This is a genomic window from Enterobacter chinensis (assembly GCF_034008295.1).
GTDB classification, from domain to species: Bacteria; Pseudomonadota; Gammaproteobacteria; order Enterobacterales; family Enterobacteriaceae; genus Enterobacter; species Enterobacter chinensis.
Window position 1 is genome coordinate 46439 of sequence record NZ_JARDVI010000007.1, and the last position, 16978, is coordinate 63416.

The 16978-nt window shown below is 55.9% G+C and carries 17 protein-coding genes and 1 other annotated feature; of the genes, 15 read left to right on the forward strand and 2 right to left on the reverse strand.

Annotated features, from left to right (window positions below; translation table 11 throughout):
• Positions 1–3: 3 nt before the first annotated feature.
• The 5 genes from dnaN to PYW49_RS19280 all read left to right on the forward strand — a co-directional run bounded on the left by dnaN (position 4) and on the right by PYW49_RS19280 (position 5971).
• Positions 4–1104 (forward strand): DNA polymerase III subunit beta, encoded by a 1101-nt coding sequence (gene dnaN / locus PYW49_RS19260; RefSeq protein ID WP_134348244.1) that lies wholly within the window; start codon positions 4–6, stop codon positions 1102–1104.
• Positions 1104–2177: a DNA replication/repair protein RecF gene (recF, locus tag PYW49_RS19265; RefSeq protein ID WP_134348245.1), complete on the forward strand. Its 1074-nt coding sequence runs from the start codon at positions 1104–1106 to the stop codon at positions 2175–2177. Before dnaN ends, recF begins: the two co-directional genes overlap by 1 nt.
• 28 nt (positions 2178–2205) lie before the next feature.
• Positions 2206–4617, forward strand: a complete 2412-nt coding sequence (gene gyrB / locus PYW49_RS19270) for a DNA topoisomerase (ATP-hydrolyzing) subunit B (protein WP_134348246.1) — start codon at positions 2206–2208, stop codon at positions 4615–4617.
• A 245-nt stretch (positions 4618–4862) separates the two neighbouring features.
• Complete coding sequence (locus tag PYW49_RS19275) at positions 4863–5567, forward strand: hypothetical protein (RefSeq protein WP_320387246.1); 705 nt, start codon at positions 4863–4865, stop codon at positions 5565–5567.
• A 2-nt stretch (positions 5568–5569) separates the two neighbouring features.
• Positions 5570–5971, forward strand: a complete 402-nt coding sequence (locus tag PYW49_RS19280) for a hypothetical protein (protein WP_134348248.1) — start codon at positions 5570–5572, stop codon at positions 5969–5971.
• A 9-nt stretch (positions 5972–5980) separates the two neighbouring features.
• Here PYW49_RS19280 and PYW49_RS19285 read toward each other — a convergent pair whose 3' ends face one another.
• Positions 5981–6916, reverse strand: coding sequence for a LysR family transcriptional regulator (locus tag PYW49_RS19285; protein WP_320387247.1), 936 nt, complete (start codon positions 6914–6916; stop codon positions 5981–5983).
• A 110-nt stretch (positions 6917–7026) separates the two neighbouring features.
• Between PYW49_RS19285 and PYW49_RS19290 the strand changes: the two genes are divergently transcribed.
• The 8 genes from PYW49_RS19290 (at position 7027) to PYW49_RS19325 (ending at position 15208) form a co-directional block, all read left to right on the forward strand.
• Positions 7027–8052, forward strand: a complete 1026-nt coding sequence (locus tag PYW49_RS19290) for a zinc-dependent alcohol dehydrogenase family protein (RefSeq protein WP_320387248.1) — start codon at positions 7027–7029, stop codon at positions 8050–8052.
• 114 nt (positions 8053–8166) lie between these two features.
• Positions 8167–8979: a sugar-phosphatase gene (yidA, locus tag PYW49_RS19295; protein ID WP_134348251.1), complete on the forward strand. Its 813-nt coding sequence runs from the start codon at positions 8167–8169 to the stop codon at positions 8977–8979.
• Between the two features lie 226 nt (positions 8980–9205).
• Positions 9206–9895, forward strand: a complete 690-nt coding sequence (dgoR, locus tag PYW49_RS19300) for a D-galactonate utilization transcriptional regulator DgoR (protein ID WP_003861109.1) — start codon at positions 9206–9208, stop codon at positions 9893–9895.
• Positions 9892–10770, forward strand: a complete 879-nt coding sequence (locus PYW49_RS19305) for a 2-dehydro-3-deoxygalactonokinase (RefSeq protein ID WP_320387249.1) — start codon at positions 9892–9894, stop codon at positions 10768–10770. Before dgoR ends, PYW49_RS19305 begins: the two co-directional genes overlap by 4 nt.
• A complete protein-coding gene (locus tag PYW49_RS19310; protein ID WP_134348253.1) occupies positions 10754–11371 on the forward strand; it encodes a 2-dehydro-3-deoxy-6-phosphogalactonate aldolase in 618 nt (205 codons plus the stop codon). The genes PYW49_RS19305 and PYW49_RS19310 overlap by 17 nt, the downstream gene beginning before the upstream one ends.
• Positions 11368–12516 (forward strand): galactonate dehydratase, encoded by a 1149-nt coding sequence (gene dgoD, locus PYW49_RS19315; RefSeq protein ID WP_320387250.1) that lies wholly within the window; start codon positions 11368–11370, stop codon positions 12514–12516. Before PYW49_RS19310 ends, dgoD begins: the two co-directional genes overlap by 4 nt.
• A gap of 73 nt (positions 12517–12589) precedes the next feature.
• The gene (locus tag PYW49_RS19320) at positions 12590–13927 is read left to right on the forward strand and encodes an MFS transporter (RefSeq protein WP_320387251.1); all 1338 of its coding nucleotides are present in this window, start codon (positions 12590–12592) and stop codon (positions 13925–13927) included.
• A 51-nt stretch (positions 13928–13978) separates the two neighbouring features.
• Positions 13979–15208, forward strand: coding sequence for a DUF3748 domain-containing protein (locus tag PYW49_RS19325; RefSeq protein ID WP_320387252.1), 1230 nt, complete (start codon positions 13979–13981; stop codon positions 15206–15208).
• Here the strand turns inward: PYW49_RS19325 and PYW49_RS19330 are convergent.
• A complete protein-coding gene (locus PYW49_RS19330; RefSeq protein WP_134348257.1) occupies positions 15205–15537 on the reverse strand; it encodes a YceK/YidQ family lipoprotein in 333 nt (110 codons plus the stop codon). The two genes, PYW49_RS19325 and PYW49_RS19330, sit on opposite strands and share 4 nt — an antisense overlap.
• 248 nt (positions 15538–15785) lie before the next feature.
• Positions 15786–15857 (forward strand) — a sequence feature (ROSE (Repression Of Heat Shock gene Expression) occurs in the 5'-region of heat shock genes and acts as an RNA thermometer to modulate expression.).
• On the opposite strand from PYW49_RS19330, the gene ibpA reads away from it, so the two are divergent.
• Together ibpA and ibpB are read left to right on the forward strand one after the other, a co-directional pair.
• Positions 15851–16261, forward strand: coding sequence for a small heat shock chaperone IbpA (gene ibpA / locus PYW49_RS19335; RefSeq protein ID WP_008500162.1), 411 nt, complete (start codon positions 15851–15853; stop codon positions 16259–16261). (Overlaps the previous feature by 7 nt.)
• A gap of 136 nt (positions 16262–16397) precedes the next feature.
• Positions 16398–16826 (forward strand): small heat shock chaperone IbpB, encoded by a 429-nt coding sequence (gene ibpB, locus PYW49_RS19340; protein WP_134348258.1) that lies wholly within the window; start codon positions 16398–16400, stop codon positions 16824–16826.
• The last annotated feature ends 152 nt before the right edge of the window (positions 16827–16978 follow it).

Genomic DNA, 16978 nt, shown 5'->3' on the forward strand with positions numbered 1-16978 from the left:
GCTATGAAATTTACCGTTGAACGTGAACATTTATTAAAACCGCTGCAACAGGTGAGTGGCCCATTAGGTGGCCGCCCAACGCTGCCTATTCTCGGAAACCTGCTGCTTCAGGTCGCGGACGGTACGCTGTCGCTGACCGGTACAGATCTGGAAATGGAAATGATCGCGCGCGTTACGCTGACTCAGCCGCACGACGCAGGCGCGACCACGGTTCCGGCACGTAAATTCTTTGATATCTGCCGCGGGCTGCCGGAAGGCGCTGAAATCGCCGTGCAGCTGGAAGGCGACCGTATGCTGGTGCGCTCTGGCCGCAGCCGTTTTTCGCTCTCTACGCTGCCAGCTGCGGACTTCCCGAACCTGGACGACTGGCAAAGTGAAGTTGAATTCACCCTGCCGCAGGCGACGATGAAACGTCTGATTGAAGCCACGCAGTTCTCCATGGCGCATCAGGACGTTCGTTACTACTTAAACGGCATGCTGTTCGAAACCGAAGGTGAAGAGCTGCGTACCGTGGCCACCGACGGCCACCGTCTGGCGGTCTGTTCCATGCCGATTGGCGTTTCACTGCCAAACCATTCGGTGATCGTGCCGCGTAAAGGGGTGATTGAGCTGATGCGTATGCTCGACGGTGGCGACACGCCGCTGCGCGTGCAGATCGGCAGCAACAACATCCGCGCACACGTGGGTGATTTTGTCTTCACATCGAAGCTGGTTGACGGACGTTTCCCAGATTATCGCCGCGTATTGCCGAAAAATCCGGACAAAACGCTGGAAGCGGGTTGCGATAGCCTCAAGCAGGCCTTTGCCCGTGCGGCGATTCTCTCGAACGAGAAATTCCGCGGTGTGCGCCTGTATGTGAGCGAAAATCAGATCAAAATCACCGCTAATAACCCGGAGCAGGAAGAGGCAGAAGAAATTCTGGACGTCACCTACGCCGGAACCGAGATGGAAATCGGCTTTAACGTTAGCTACGTGCTGGATGTGCTGAATGCGCTGAAATGCGAGAACGTGCGCATCCTGCTGACCGACTCCGTTTCAAGCGTACAGATTGAAGATGCCGCATCACAGTCGGCTGCCTATGTTGTCATGCCAATGAGACTGTAATGTCGCTCACCCGTCTGTTGATCCGCGACTTTCGCAATATCGAAAGCGCGGATCTCGCTTTATCCCCTGGCTTTAACTTCCTGGTTGGCGCAAACGGCAGCGGCAAAACCAGCGTGCTTGAGGCCATTTATACGCTCGGCCACGGTCGGGCGTTTCGCAGTTTGCAGATTGGTCGCGTCATCCGCCACGAACAGGAATCTTTTGTTCTGCATGGGCGTTTGCAGGGCGAAGAGCGGGAAACCGCCATCGGCCTGAGTAAAGACAAGCAGGGTGACAGCAAGGTGCGCATCGACGGTACCGACGGCCACAAAGTGGCCGAGTTGGCGCTATTGATGCCGATGCAGCTGATTACGCCAGAGGGGTTTACTTTACTCAACGGCGGCCCCAAATACAGAAGAGCGTTCCTCGACTGGGGATGCTTTCACAACGAAGCCGGTTTCTTTAACGCCTGGAGCAACCTGAAGCGCCTGCTCAAGCAGCGTAACGCCGCGTTGCGCCAGGTAACGCGTTACGCCCAGCTGCGTCCGTGGGATATGGAACTCATTCCCCTTGCGGAACAGATCAGCCGCTGGCGTGCCGAATACAGCGCGGGTATCGCCGAAGACATGGCCGATACCTGCAAACAGTTTTTACCCGAATTCTCTCTCACCTTCTCTTTCCAGCGCGGCTGGGAGAAAGAGACGGATTATGCCGAGGTGTTAGAGAGAAACTTCGAGCGCGACCGCATGTTGACCTATACCGCGCACGGCCCGCACAAGGCGGATTTCCGCATTCGTGCCGACGGTGCTCCGGTGGAAGATACGCTGTCGCGCGGGCAGCTCAAGCTCCTGATGTGCGCGCTGCGCCTGGCGCAGGGGGAGTTTCTCACCCGCGAGAGCGGGCGACGCTGCCTGTACCTGATAGATGATTTTGCCTCGGAACTTGACGACGCGCGGCGCGGGCTGCTTGCCAGCCGCTTAAAAGCCACGCAGTCGCAGGTTTTCGTCAGCGCCATTAGCGCTGAACACGTTATAGACATGTCGGACGAAAATTCGAAGATGTTTACCGTGGAAAAGGGTAAAATAACGGATTAACCCAAGTTGAAATGAGCGAGAAACGTTGATGTCGAATTCTTATGACTCCTCCAGTATCAAAGTCCTGAAAGGACTGGATGCGGTGCGTAAGCGCCCGGGTATGTATATCGGCGACACGGATGACGGCACCGGTCTGCACCACATGGTATTCGAGGTGGTAGATAACGCTATCGACGAAGCGCTCGCGGGTCACTGTAAAGACATCGTGGTCACCATCCATGCGGATAACTCCGTCTCCGTCACCGATGATGGTCGTGGCATCCCAACCGGTATTCACCCGGAAGAGGGCGTATCTGCGGCAGAAGTGATCATGACCGTCCTGCACGCAGGCGGTAAGTTCGACGATAACTCTTATAAAGTTTCCGGCGGCCTGCACGGCGTAGGCGTTTCCGTGGTTAACGCCCTGTCGCAGAAGCTGGAGCTGGTTATCCAGCGCGAAGGCAAAATTCACCGTCAGCTCTATACCCACGGCGTGCCGCAGGCTCCGCTGGCGGTAACGGGCGATACCGATAAGACCGGTACACTGGTGCGCTTCTGGCCGAGCCACGAAACCTTCACCAACGTCACCGAATTCGAATACGACATTCTGGCGAAACGCCTGCGTGAACTGTCGTTCCTGAACTCCGGCGTGTCTATTCGCCTGAAAGACAAGCGTGACGGCAAAGAAGACCACTTCCACTACGAAGGCGGAATCAGGGCGTTCGTTGAGTATCTGAACAAGAACAAAACGCCAATTCACCCGAATATCTTCTACTTCTCCACCGAAAAAGACGGTATCGGCGTAGAAGTGGCGCTGCAGTGGAACGACGGTTTCCAGGAAAACATCTACTGCTTTACCAACAACATTCCACAGCGTGACGGCGGTACTCACCTTGCGGGCTTCCGTGCGGCGATGACCCGTACCCTGAACGCCTACATGGACAAAGAAGGCTACAGCAAAAAAGCGAAAGTCAGCGCCACCGGTGACGATGCCCGTGAAGGCCTGATTGCCGTTGTCTCCGTGAAGGTACCGGATCCGAAGTTCTCCTCACAGACCAAAGACAAGCTGGTCTCTTCTGAGGTGAAATCGGCGGTTGAACAGCAGATGAACGAACTGCTGAGCGAATATCTGCTGGAAAACCCGTCCGATGCGAAAATCGTTGTGGGCAAAATTATCGATGCGGCGCGTGCCCGTGAAGCGGCGCGTAAAGCCCGTGAGATGACCCGTCGTAAAGGCGCGCTGGACTTAGCTGGCCTGCCAGGCAAACTGGCTGACTGTCAGGAACGCGACCCGGCGCTGTCCGAACTCTACCTTGTGGAAGGGGACTCCGCGGGCGGTTCTGCGAAGCAGGGCCGTAACCGTAAGAACCAGGCTATCCTGCCGCTGAAGGGTAAAATCCTTAACGTTGAGAAGGCGCGCTTCGACAAGATGCTCTCTTCTCAGGAAGTGGCGACGCTGATCACCGCGCTGGGCTGCGGCATTGGCCGCGATGAGTACAACCCGGACAAACTGCGCTATCACAGCATCATCATCATGACCGATGCGGACGTCGACGGCTCGCACATCCGTACGCTGCTGTTGACCTTCTTCTACCGTCAGATGCCTGAAATCGTTGAGCGTGGCCACGTCTACATTGCCCAGCCGCCGCTGTATAAAGTGAAAAAAGGCAAGCAGGAGCAGTACATCAAAGACGACGAAGCGATGGATCAGTACCAAATCGCGATCGCGCTTGATGGCGCTACCCTGCACGCGAACTCTCACGCTCCTGCGCTGGCTGGTGAGCCGCTGGAGCGTCTGGTGTCCGAGTTCAACGCCACGCAAAAAATGATCACGCGTATGGAACGCCGTTATCCGAAAACGCTGCTGAAGGAGCTGGTCTATCAGCCAACTCTGTCCGAAGCCGATCTGAGCGACGAACAGACCGTAACCCGCTGGGTGAACGCCCTGGTGACCGATCTGAACGAGAAAGAGCAGCACGGCAGCATGTGGAAATGCGATATCCAGCAGAACGCCGATAAGCAGTTCGAGCCTATTATTCGCGTGCGTACCCACGGCGTTGATACCGACTATCCGCTGGAGCACGAATTTGTGACCGGTCCGGAATACCGTCGTATCTGCACGCTCGGCGAAAAGCTGCGCGGCCTGATCGAAGACGATGCGTTTATCGAACGTGGCGAGCGTCGTCAGCCGGTTGCCAGCTTCGAGCAGGCGCTGGAATGGCTGGTGAAAGAGTCCCGTCGTGGCCTCGCGATCCAGCGTTATAAAGGTCTGGGTGAAATGAACCCGGATCAGCTGTGGGAAACCACCATGGATCCGGAAAGCCGTCGCATGCTGCGCGTCACCGTTAAAGACGCGATTGCTGCTGACCAGCTGTTCACGACGCTGATGGGCGATGCGGTTGAACCACGTCGTGCCTTCATCGAAGAGAACGCGCTGAAAGCGGCAAATATCGATATTTAACGGTTGTTATTGTGGGGTCTCATTCCAAATGAAATGATGTCTCATAAAGAATGCAGTTGGCTAAGAACAAAAAAGAGAGGGGCATGATGTCCCTCTCTTTTTTTGCTTAAATTTGTGTATCAATAGAACAAAGTCGATCTCATTGACATAATCCTCTACCAGGAGAATATATCCCGAACATACCCTGACGATGAGTATGGTGGTCTGTTAGAGTTGAAATCGTTACGGAAAAAGGAATACACCGAATGAGCAGCAGGAGCGATATTATCGGGGCCGATGAATGGCAGGTAACGACCCGCAGCGGCCTCGTCTACAGTGAGGTCCTCGGTTGGATCGACCTGGGGCATGCCAGGGGCGAAGATATTTCCCTGCTTCTGGCTGATTTCAGCAGCGGCGAAGCCAGTGGCAGACCTTATTACACGATTGCATACAATCAGAGAATGAATATCGGGAAAGGACTGGCCGGAACGGGTAAGTTTGTTCGCTGGGAAATAAAACGTGGGCGCTCGATGTCAGAAATTAACAGCATTGCCCTAGCCATGATGATGGATACCGCGAGAAATTTTGAAAATTACCAGTCCCGCGCTTTTTTCAGCTGGTACACCGATAGCGGGTTCAGCGGAGAAGACCTGGTGTCGGATCTGCTCGGTTTTTACAGGGCGCTGATTCCTTCGGATTACCGGGCTCAGTTGCGGCCTGTCAGTCGTGAAAGCGCACTACGCCGCTGGGATCATTACGGACCGATCGGTAATTTCAAGAACCGGGGTTTTCTTCCATTGATGTTTCCCGACCCTGATGACCTTAATATCCGGCATGAACCCTATAAAGGCCCGCTTCCCCGCTTTATGAGGTGGGTAACGCCGTTTGATAACTTCAGTTCAGACATTGTTCGTATTCTTAACGATAACGGCACATATCATTCCTTCTTTACCCACTCAGGACGACGTTGAGCATGAAAAAGTTAGCCATATTCTCAGGGCTGGCCATTGTGATTGTCACGGTCATATACCTCCTTTTGCCGTATGAGCCTGAGATGACATACCGTGAATCAGATAGGGTTCGCTATCATCTTTACACCCCAGAATCGATTAAGCAGGCACCACGCCTTTCACCGGATTATACCTTCAGCCACTCTGCTGCAAATGGACAGCCGGACACCGCTGGGGTGTGCTTTAGCGGGGTATCTGATACCGCTGCACTTAAACAATATCTTGTTTTGCGTGGCTATTCCTTTGCGAGAAAAGCCCCGGCCGGGGAGCTGTGGACGTCAGAACGTAGCCAGGATGTGTACTTCACTGTTATAAGCAGAGTTTCGCCTGGTAAGCAGGTTTGCCTGTATGAATCAGATCGTTAATCTGCGCTTTTAGCGCGGCTTTTTTATGGGCGCAGGCATCTCCAGCGACAGCACTGACGGTAAACGGCTGGCGAGCGTATCGACGGCAATTCTGACTCTCAGCGGCAGATGCGGCGTCTGCTGCCAGACCGCATGAACGTCGAAGCGCACATCCGGCGCCTGCTTTAACAGTGGGACGAGTTTTCCCTGATGAATTTCTCTGCTGGCCATCCAGCAGGGCAACCATGCAATGCCGTGCCCCGCCAGCGCAGCGTCACAGATTGCCTGCAAATCATCCATATTGAGTGATGAGCGGGGAGTAAAGGTGTGCGACGTCCCTTCGTTATCCATCAGTTGCCAGGGGAGCACTCTGCCTGCTCGCAGATAGTTAATGGCCGCATGGTGGGGTAAATCAGCAACGGTTTCTGGCAGACCTCTTTTCTGTAGATAATCCGGCGCGGCGCACAGCACCATGCGGTGTTCACCCAGCCTTCTGGCGACCAGCACGCTGCTGTCCTGCAGCGTGCCGTTACGCACTGCCATATCAAACCCTTCCTCGACGAGATCCACCACGCGGTCGCTGAATGACATTTCCAGTTCAAGTCCGGGGTGTTCCTGCGCCAGTTCTATCAGCAGCGGGGCGACGCACTGGCGACCAAACAGCACCGGCATGGCAACGCGCAGGCGGCCGCTGACCTGCTGTTTCCCTGTTTCAAGCAGCGACTCTGCGCCCCGAATTTCCTCCAGCGCGCGCAGGCAGCGTTCATAAAAAAGGGCACCGTTATCGGTCAGGCTCTGGCTGCGGGTGGTGCGTTGAAACAGGCGTACTCCCAGTCGTTGTTCAAGACGAGCGATGCTTTTTCCTACCGCCGAGCGTGACAAATGCAGACGGATTGCGGCCTGAGCAAAGCTTCCCGCCTCAACAGCGGCTACAAAAACAGGAATATCCTTCAGCGTATCGGTCATGAATTGTATCTATTAAGGCGTCAATAAAGAGAAAACTTATCGCCACTGGTGAGTGGAAGTCAACGGTAGACTGTCAGTCTTAAAGCTTATTTGATGGCAGGAGAGAAAAAATGACAGAGACAATGCAGCGCTGGTCCATGAACGCCCTCGGGCGCGAGAGCCTCAAACTCATTCAGGAACCTGTTCCACAGCCCGGCCCGGGTGAAGTGCGCATACGGGTAAATGCCGTTGCGCTCAACTATCGCGATAAAATGGTGATTGAAGGCACGATGCCGATTCCGCTTTCCTTCCCGTTTACGCCGGCGTCTGACATGGCGGGCGTGGTGGAAAGCATCGGCGAAGGCGTTACGCGTTTCAAACCCGGCGCGCGCGTCATCTCAACCTTCTTCCCTGAGTGGATCGACGGTAAGCCGCAGGCGGACGCGCGCAATTTGCCCTATAAAACGTCCGGCGGCTACTTCCAGGGCATGCTGGCCGAATATGTGATTGTGAATGAAGATGCGCTGGCGGCATCCCCGGAGACCCTGGATGACGCAGAGGCCAGCACCTTACCCTGCGCAGGGCTAACCGCATGGTTCGCGCTGGTGGAGCGCGGTCATCTACGTGCCGGGCAATCGGTACTGGTGCAAGGTACCGGTGGCGTGGCGATTTTCGCTTTGCAAATTGCAAAAGCGCACGGCGCAGAGGTGTTTGTCACCTCGGGAAGTGATGAAAAACTGGCGCTGGCCAAAAAACTGGGGGCCAGCCAGGGTATCAACCGGCTGAAAGGCGACTGGGCTGAAGATACGCTGGCACTCACGCAGGATCGCGGCATCGACCATATTATCGAAACCGTGGGTGGGGAGAACCTGAAGCATTCCCTGCGCGCCGTTGCCGTTCACGGACGTATATCGGTCATTGGCGTGCTGGCCGGGACGGACATTTCGCTGTCTGCTGGCGAACTGTTGCTGAAATCCCCGGTCATTCAGGGGATTGGCGTGGGACATCGCCGGGCGCTGGAAGATTTCGTCCGTGCCGTTGACGTCACGGGTTTGAAACCGGTGATTGAGCATCGCTACCGCTTCGATGAACTTGAACAGGCGCTCGAACATCTGGATCGTGGCGCGTTTGGTAAAATCGTTCTCACCCGCGAGTGAGTCGTCGTTCTCCGGGATGAGCATAAAAGGGGGTTTTTGTTGCGCAATGTAGCTCTATTTTTGTGTGCTTAATCGCGTTAGCATGAGGCAGCACTCATTTATCCCGGGGAACTCATGGCTATCAAACTCATTGCAATCGATATGGACGGCACGCTGCTGCTGCCTGACCACACTATCTCTCCAGCCGTTAAAAACGCGATCGCCGCAGCACGCGCAAAGGGCGTGAATGTGGTCCTGACCACGGGTCGTCCGTATGCCGGCGTGCACAGCTATCTGAAAGAGCTGCACATGAATCAGCCTGGCGACTACTGCATTACCTATAACGGTGCGCTGGTGCAGAAAGCCGCGGATGGCAGTACGGTTGCGCAAACCGCGCTGAGCTACGATGACTACCTGTTCCTGGAAAAACTGTCACGTGACGTGGGTTCCCACTTCCACGCACTCGATCGCAATACGCTCTACACCGCCAACCGCGATATCAGCTACTACACGGTACATGAATCCTATGTCGCGACCATTCCGCTGGTGTTCTGTGAAGCCGAGAAGATGGATCCGGCCACTCAGTTCCTGAAAGTGATGATGATCGACGAGCCAGAGATCCTGGATAAAGCGATTGCGCGCATCCCGGCTGAGGTAAAAGAGAAGTACACCGTGCTGAAAAGCGCGCCGTACTTCCTCGAAATCCTCGATAAACGCGTCAATAAAGGTACGGGCGTAAAATCGCTGGCCGACGCGCTGGGCATCAAACCTGACGAGATCATGGCGCTGGGCGACCAGGAAAACGACATCGCGATGATTGAATACGCGGGTATGGGTGTGGCGATGGATAACGCCATCCCGTCGGTGAAAGAAGTGGCTAATTTTGTTACCAAATCCAACCTCGAAGACGGCGTGGCATACGCCATTGAGAAGTTTGTGCTGCAGTAACGCTCATTTTCAGTCATCAGCCTCGGTTATTAACCGGGGCTTTTTTTTGCGCTGAATTTATTGAATTGTTCTTTTTGTGATCTGGATTGTAGTACAACATTAAATTATTGTACTACATTACCACCACAGCAAAGACGAACGCCCTCACGTTTGTACTGCAAAAGTGAGGTGAAATTCAGCGGTCGCGGTAAAGTAGTGATGGACATACAGAGCACAAGGACTCTCCATGACTCTCAATAAAACCGATCGCATCGTCATCACGCTGGGCACCCAGATTGTGGGTGGGAAATACGTTCCCGGTTCGCCGCTACCGGCAGAGGCTGAACTGTGTGAGGAATTTGAAACCTCGCGCAACATCATCCGGGAAGTCTTCCGCTCGCTGATGGCGAAGCGGCTGATTGAAATGAAACGCTATCGCGGCGCGTTTGTCGCTCCGCGCAACCAGTGGAACTACCTCGATACCGACGTTCTGCAGTGGGTGCTGGAAAACGACTACGACCCACGGCTTATCGGCGCGATGAGCGAGGTGCGAAACCTGGTTGAACCGGCCATCGCTCGCTGGGCGGCGGAGCGCGCAACGTCAGGCGACCTGGCGCAGATTGAGTCGGCCCTGAACGACATGATCGCCAATAACCAGAACCGGGAGGCGTTCAACGAGGCGGACATTCGCTACCACGAAGCGGTGCTGCAGTCGGTGCATAACCCGGTATTACAGCAGCTTAGCGTGGCGATCAGCTCGCTGCAGCGAGCGGTATTTGAACGTACCTGGATGGGCGATGAGGCCAACATGCCGAAAACGCTCCAGGAACATAAAGCGCTGTTCGATGCGATACGGCATCAGGACGGCGATGCGGCAGAGCAGGCGGCGCTCACCATGATTGCCAGCTCGACACGAAGGCTGAAGGAAATCACATGACATCTCGCTACATCGCAATTGACTGGGGATCGACCAATCTGCGCGCCTGGCTTTATCAGGGCGAGCAGTGCCTGGAGAGCAGGCAATCGGAAGCAGGCGTTACGCGTCTGAACGGGAAATCCCCCGAAGCGGTGTTAGCAGAGATAACGCAAAACTGGCGCGATGGCGCCACGCCGGTGGTGATGGCGGGGATGGTCGGCAGTAACGTAGGCTGGAAAGTCGCGCCTTATCTACCGGTTCCCGCCCATTTCTCCGCTATTGGCGAGCAGTTAACGTTCGTTGGCGACAATATCTGGATTATTCCCGGCTTGTGCGTCTCTCGCGACGATAACCACAACGTGATGCGCGGCGAAGAGACGCAGCTGCTTGGCGCGCGCACGCTTTCTCCTTCTTCTGTCTACGTCATGCCCGGAACGCACTGCAAGTGGGTCCAGGCCGACGCTGAGCAAATCCACGATTTTCGCACTGTGATGACCGGCGAATTACACCATTTGCTGCTCAATCACTCGCTGGTGGGCGCCGGTTTGCCGGAGCAAGAAGCCTCGTCAGAGGCGTTTGCTGCCGGGCTTGAACGTGGGATCGCTTCCCCTGCCGTTTTGCCGCAGCTTTTTGAGGTTCGCGCCTCGCACGTGCTGGGAAATCTCCCGCGCGAGCAGGTTAGCGAGTTTCTTTCTGGCCTGCTGATTGGCGCAGAGGTCGCCAGCATGCGTGATTTCATCGCGTACGAGCAGGCCATCACCATTGTCGCCGGCGCATCGCTAACGTCGCGCTACGAGCAGGCGTTTCGCGCCGTTGGGCGTGATGTTGCAACGGTATCCGGCGACACGGCATTTCAGGCAGGAATAAGGAGCATCGCTCATGCAGTGGCAAACTGATCTTCCCCTTATCGCGATTTTGCGCGGCATTACGCCCGGTGAAGCGCTAGAGCACGTTGGCGCGGTTATCGACGCCGGGTTCGACGCGGTGGAAATCCCGCTCAACTCCCCGGAATGGGAAAAAAGCATTCCGGCGGTGGTGGATGCCTATGGCGATAAAGCGCTGATTGGCGCGGGTACCGTGTTACAGCCGGAGCAGGTGGACAGGCTGGCGAAGATGGGCTGCAAACTCATCGTCACCCCCAACATCAACCCCGAGGTCATCCGCCGCGCGGTGGGCCATGGCATGACCGTGTGTCCGGGATGTGCGACGGCTACCGAAGCCTTTATTGCCCTCGATGCGGGCGCGCAGTCGCTCAAAATTTTTCCGTCTTCGGCCTTTGGCCCTGACTACATCAAAGCGCTGAAAGCGGTCTTACCCGCCAGCGTGCCGGTCTTTGCCGTGGGCGGCGTAACGCCAGAAAACCTGGGCCAGTGGATGAACGCTGGCTGCGTGGGCGCGGGGCTGGGCAGCGATCTCTATCGCGCTGGACAGTCCGTGGAACGTACCGCACAGCAGGCGACAGCATTTGTGAAAGCGTATCGAGAGGCAGTGAAATGAAAATAACCAAACTCACCACGTACCGTTTACCCCCGCGCTGGATGTTCCTGAAAATCGAAACCGACGAAGGCGTGGTTGGCTGGGGCGAACCGGTGATTGAAGGGCGTGCGCGCACCGTTGAAGCTGCGGTGCATGAGCTGGGCGAGTACCTGATTGGTCAGGACCCTGCGCGCATCAACGACCTGTGGCAGGTAATGTACCGCGCGGGTTTCTACCGCGGAGGCCCGATCCTGATGAGCGCGATCGCAGGCATCGACCAGGCGCTGTGGGATATCAAAGGCAAAGTGCTGAACGCGCCGGTCTGGCAGCTAATGGGTGGCCTGGTGCGCGACAAAATCAAAGCCTACAGCTGGGTGGGCGGCGACCGCCCTGCGGAAGTGATCGACGGCATCACGCAGCTGCGCAACATTGGCTTTGATACCTTCAAGCTCAACGGCTGCGAAGAGATGGGCGTTATCGACAACTCGCGCGCGGTCGATCGTGCCGTGAATACCGTGGCGCAAATCCGTGAAGCCTTCGGCAACGAGATTGAGTTTGGTCTGGATTTCCACGGACGCGTCAGCGCGCCGATGGCCAAAGTGCTGATTAAAGAGCTGGAACCGTATCGCCCGCTGTTTATCGAAGAGCCGGTGCTGGCCGAGCAGGCGGAGTACTATCCGAAGCTGGCAGAACAGACCCATATTCCGATCGCGGCGGGTGAACGTATGTTCTCGCGCTTCGAGTTCAAGCGCGTGCTGGAAGCGGGAGGTATTGCGATTCTGCAGCCGGATCTCTCCCACGCAGGCGGCATCACCGAATGCTACAAAATTGCCGGGATGGCAGAAGCCTATGATGTGGCGCTGGCCCCGCACTGCCCGCTTGGCCCGATCGCGCTGGCTGCCTGTCTGCACGTCGACTTTGTTTCCCGCAACGCCGTGTTCCAGGAGCAAAGCATGGGCATTCACTATAACAAGGGCGCAGAGCTGCTCGACTTTGTGAAAAACAAAGACGATTTCAACATGGAAGGCGGTTTCTTCAAACCGTTAATGAAGCCTGGCCTTGGCGTGGATATTGACGAAGCCAAAGTCATTGAGCTGAGTAAAAACGCGCCGGACTGGCGTAATCCCCTGTGGCGTCATGAAGATGGCTCCGTAGCGGAGTGGTAACTCTCCGGCTGGCGCTTCGCCACCGGGCAAAAATCGTAAATACAAAAATATAACCCTCTGTAAATTACAGGGCATGGTGAGCGGCTTCGCTATGCCCAAAATCTGGAGACAGATTGCGATGGATATTCCAGTTACTGCTGCAAAAACCGGGCGTCGCCGCTACCTGACGCTAATCATGATCTTTATTACCGTGGTTATCTGCTATGTTGACCGCGCCAACCTTGCCGTGGCATCGGCTCATATTCAGGAAGAGTTTGGCATCACCAAAGCGGAAATGGGCTACGTCTTCTCGGCGTTTGCCTGGCTTTATACGCTGTGCCAGATCCCCGGCGGCTGGTTCCTTGACCGCGTCGGCTCACGTCTGACCTATTTTATCGCCATTTTCGGCTGGTCCGTGGCGACCCTGTTCCAGGGCTTCGCGACCGGGCTGATGTCGTTGATTGGCCTGCGCGCCATCACCGGTATTTTTGAAGCGCCGGCATTCCCCACCAACAACCGTATGGTGACCAGCTGGTTCCCGGAGCACGAACGCGCTTCCGCCGTCGGTTTTTATACCTCCGGACAGTTTGTCGGCCTGGCGTTCCTGACGCCGCTGCTGATCTGGATCCAGGAGCTGCTGAGCTGGCACTGGGTGTTCATCGTCACCGGTGGGATTGGCATTATCTGGTCGCTGATCTGGTTCAAGGTTTACCAGCCGCCGCGTCTGACCAAAAGCATCACCAAAGCCGAGCTGGACTACATCCGCGACGGCGGTGGCCTGGTGGATGGCGATGTGCCGGTGAAAAAAGAGGCGCGTCAGCCGCTGACCAAAGCGGACTGGAAGCTGGTCTTCCACCGTAAGCTGGTAGGCGTGTATCTGGGCCAGTTTGCGGTTACCTCAACGCTGTGGTTCTTCCTGACCTGGTTCCCGAACTATCTGACGCAGGAGAAGGGGATTACCGCGCTGAAGGCGGGCTTTATGACCACCGTACCGTTCCTGGCGGCCTTCTTCGGCGTACTTCTTTCCGGCTGGCTGGCCGATAAGCTGGTGAAAAAAGGCTACTCGCTGGGCGTGGCGCGTAAAACGCCGATTATCTGCGGGCTGCTGATCTCAACCTGCATCATGGGTGCCAACTACACCAACGATCCGGTGTGGATTATGACCCTGATGGCGGTGGCGTTCTTCGGGAATGGTTTCGCCTCTATCACCTGGTCGCTGGTGTCGTCTCTGGCACCGATGCGGCTGATTGGCCTGACCGGCGGCGTATTTAACTTCGTTGGCGGGCTGGGCGGCATCACCGTGCCGCTGGTTATCGGCTACCTGGCGCAGGACTACGGCTTCGGCCCGGCGCTGGTCTATATCTCGGCGGTTGCACTGGTCGGTGCGCTCTCCTACATTCTGCTGGTGGGCGACGTTAAACGAGTAGGCTAAATCCCGCTGATGTTTTACCCTGATGCGAAAACCGCGCATCAGGGTATCCCCATGAAACAAATCACCTTCGCTTCCCGTCACCACCAGCTCACCAATATCAATACCTGGACGCCGGACAGCCAGTGGCTGGTCTACGATGTGCGCCCGTCAGGCGCGTCGTTCACCGGTGAAACCATTGAGCGGGTTAACGTCCATTCAGGCGAAGTGGAGGTGGTTTATCGCGCCACTGACGGCGCGCACGTCGGCGTGGTGACCGTTCATCCTGCCCAGGAGAAATACGTCTTTATCCACGGCCCGAAAAATCCGGATGCAGACTGGCACTATGATTTTCATCATCGCCAGGGAGTGATTGCGCATCATGGCCAGGTGAGCAATCTGGATGCGATGGATATCACCGCGCCTTACACCGCAGGCGCGCTGCGCGGCGGCAGCCACGTCCATGTCTACAGCCCGAACGGGCAGTTCGTCAGCTTTACCTATAACGACCATGTTCTGCACGCGCGCGACCCTAAGCTTGATTTACGCAACGTCGGCGTGGCTGCGCCTTACGGCCCGGTGAACCCGAAGGGGAACCATCCCCGTGAGTACTCGGGCACGTTCTGGAGCGTGCTGGTCACCCGCACGACGCCCGACCCGCAGCCGGGCAGCGATGAGATCAACCGCGCCTATGAAGAGGGCTGGGTGGGTAACGACAGGCTGGCGTTTATCGGCGATACCCTTTCTGCGCAGGGCGAAAAAGTGCCTGAACTGTTTATCGTCGACCTGCCAGAAGACGAGCAGGGCTGGAAGCGTGCGGGCGATACGCCGCTGCAGGGCACGGCAGAAACCCTGCCTGCGCCACCCGCGGGGGTGATGCAGCGCCGGTTAACCTTTACCCACCAGAACCGCTATCCGGGTCTGGTGAACGTACCGCGTCACTGGGTTCGCAGTAACCCACAGGGGACACAGATTGCATTCCTGATGCGTGATGATAACGGTATTGTGCAGCTGTGGCTGATCTCTCCTGAGGGCGGCGAGCCGCACCCGTTAACCCATACTGAGAGCGGCATTCAGTCTGCGTTTAACTGGCATCCTTCCGGCAATCATCTGGGGTTTGTGCTCGAAAATCGGATCGCCTGCTGCGATGTACGAACCGGCAAGGTGACGTTTTTGACGTCCGATCACGGCAACCCGCCGTCTGCTGATGCGGTGGTGTTTTCGCCGGACGGGCGCTTTATCGCGTGGATGGAAGAGACAGGCGGTTTCCGTCAGCTTTGGTTAACGGAAACCGCGCAGAACTAGCGTGGAGGCATTGCTGCGGGCGGGATGACGGCGTTTGTCGCCAGGTTTTCCTGCTCGCTTTTTTCTACCCGTGAGCGCACGGAGTTGTCCTTACGAAATATATCCCACGGCAGCAGAAGCGTATCCGCCACAGCCGTAAACGGCATATCCAGGATAACCAGGGATTTGGTGCCCCAGTTTGTATCGTCATCGGAGATCATCGCCGCGCTGGCGCGCGTCCCCGGATATGTTCCTTCTTTACCGCCGGTGTGAGACATCACGCTCGAACACCCGCAAAGTAAAACTACCCCGCTGAACGTCGTCAGCTTTATCAGAACATTTTTCATCATCACTCAGTCATCGTTAATGGCACTGCATAGACCTGCAACTCAGGGTTATAGCGAGCCTTATCCAAAATGGATAGCCCGATAACCCCGCACTGTGGCAGCCATCGCAATTTAACCCTTTGTGCTGTTGTCCCAGTCTAAGCGAGATGCACAAAAGTGCAAAAAAAAGTGCAGTCGTCGTGCTTGAAAAGCCCGATTGCAGACCCATTTTAATAACGTGGCCCGATAACGAACACGCCTGATGGGTGTTCGGGGGCGCAAAGGCCTGTCCATGGTGGAAGGCTACATTTTCTCGCTGATTTCAGGAGTTTTATTTATGCGTAACTTCGATCTTTCTCCGCTATACCGTTCTGCAATTGGTTTTGACCGCCTGTTTAACCATTTAGAAAATAACCAAAGCCAGAGCAACGGCTACCCTCCATACAATGTTGAGCTGGTTGACGAAAACCACTACCGCATCGCCATTGCCGTCGCCGGTTTTGCAGAAAACGAACTGGAGATCACCGCGCAGGACAACCTGCTGGTGGTGAAAGGTTCTCATACGGCTGAGCAGAAAGAACGTACCTACCTTTACCAGGGCATCGCCGAGCGCAACTTTGAACGCAAGTTCCAGTTAGCCGAGAACATTCACGTGAAAGGCGCGAACCTGGTCAACGGTCTGCTGTTTATCGAACTGGAACGTGTGATTCCGGAAGAGAAAAAACCGCGTCGTATCGAAATTAACTAATTATGCGGGTCGCGCGAGCGGCCCACCCAGACTTGCTTGCCGTAATGGGAGCATATGTGAATCCGTCAGGATTTGCAGGAACAACTGCGCACAAAATTAAACTGTGCCGAACTCGCTTCTCAGAAGGAGATTTAGTATGCGTAACTATGATTTATCCCCCTTACTGCGTCAGTGGATTGGTTTTGACAAACTGGCTAACGCCCTGCAAAGCAGCAATGAGCAACAGACGTTTCCGCCTTACAACATCGAAAAAAGCGATGATAACCACTATCGCATCACTCTGGCGCTGGCCGGTTTCCGCCAGGAAGATCTGGATATCCAGCTTGAAGGCACGCGCCTGACCGTGAAAGGGTCGCCGGAACAACAAGAGACCGAGACCAAATGGCTGCATCAGGGGCTGGTTAATCAGCCGTTCAGCCTGAGCTTTACTCTGGCAGACCATATGGAAGTATCTGGTGCAACGTTTACCAACGGGCTGCTGCATATCGACCTGCTCCGCAACGTGCCGGAAGCCATCGCGCCGCAGCGTATCGCCATTAGCGATCGGCCAGCGTTGAACAGTTAACAAGCCCGCCGATCCTGTAGGTCGGGTAAGGCGTAGCCGCCACCCGACAATACTCACAGACAGCACGAAGCCCTGCCCCGGCAGGGCTTTTTTGTGCGCCATCGCCCATACAATCACCCCCGGCTCTGAGAGAATCCTTAGCATAACTAAGG

Bases quoted from the DNA above. Each gene is read 5' to 3' on its own strand.
- dnaN (WP_134348244.1), top strand. From the start codon at position 4: ATGAAATTTACCGTTGAACGTGAACATTTATTAAAACCGCTGCAACAG.
- recF (WP_134348245.1), top strand. From the start codon at position 1,104: ATGTCGCTCACCCGTCTGTTGATCCGCGACTTTCGCAATATCGAAAGC.
- gyrB (WP_134348246.1), top strand. From the start codon at position 2,206: ATGTCGAATTCTTATGACTCCTCCAGTATCAAAGTCCTGAAAGGACTG.
- PYW49_RS19275 (WP_320387246.1), top strand. From the start codon at position 4,863: ATGAGCAGCAGGAGCGATATTATCGGGGCCGATGAATGGCAGGTAACG.
- PYW49_RS19280 (WP_134348248.1), top strand. From the start codon at position 5,570: ATGAAAAAGTTAGCCATATTCTCAGGGCTGGCCATTGTGATTGTCACG.
- PYW49_RS19285 (WP_320387247.1), bottom strand. From the start codon at position 6,916: ATGACCGATACGCTGAAGGATATTCCTGTTTTTGTAGCCGCTGTTGAG.
- PYW49_RS19290 (WP_320387248.1), top strand. From the start codon at position 7,027: ATGACAGAGACAATGCAGCGCTGGTCCATGAACGCCCTCGGGCGCGAG.
- yidA (WP_134348251.1), top strand. From the start codon at position 8,167: ATGGCTATCAAACTCATTGCAATCGATATGGACGGCACGCTGCTGCTG.
- dgoR (WP_003861109.1), top strand. From the start codon at position 9,206: ATGACTCTCAATAAAACCGATCGCATCGTCATCACGCTGGGCACCCAG.
- PYW49_RS19305 (WP_320387249.1), top strand. From the start codon at position 9,892: ATGACATCTCGCTACATCGCAATTGACTGGGGATCGACCAATCTGCGC.
- PYW49_RS19310 (WP_134348253.1), top strand. From the start codon at position 10,754: ATGCAGTGGCAAACTGATCTTCCCCTTATCGCGATTTTGCGCGGCATT.
- dgoD (WP_320387250.1), top strand. From the start codon at position 11,368: ATGAAAATAACCAAACTCACCACGTACCGTTTACCCCCGCGCTGGATG.
- PYW49_RS19320 (WP_320387251.1), top strand. From the start codon at position 12,590: ATGGTGAGCGGCTTCGCTATGCCCAAAATCTGGAGACAGATTGCGATG.
- PYW49_RS19325 (WP_320387252.1), top strand. From the start codon at position 13,979: ATGAAACAAATCACCTTCGCTTCCCGTCACCACCAGCTCACCAATATC.
- PYW49_RS19330 (WP_134348257.1), bottom strand. From the start codon at position 15,537: ATGATGAAAAATGTTCTGATAAAGCTGACGACGTTCAGCGGGGTAGTT.
- ibpA (WP_008500162.1), top strand. From the start codon at position 15,851: ATGCGTAACTTCGATCTTTCTCCGCTATACCGTTCTGCAATTGGTTTT.
- ibpB (WP_134348258.1), top strand. From the start codon at position 16,398: ATGCGTAACTATGATTTATCCCCCTTACTGCGTCAGTGGATTGGTTTT.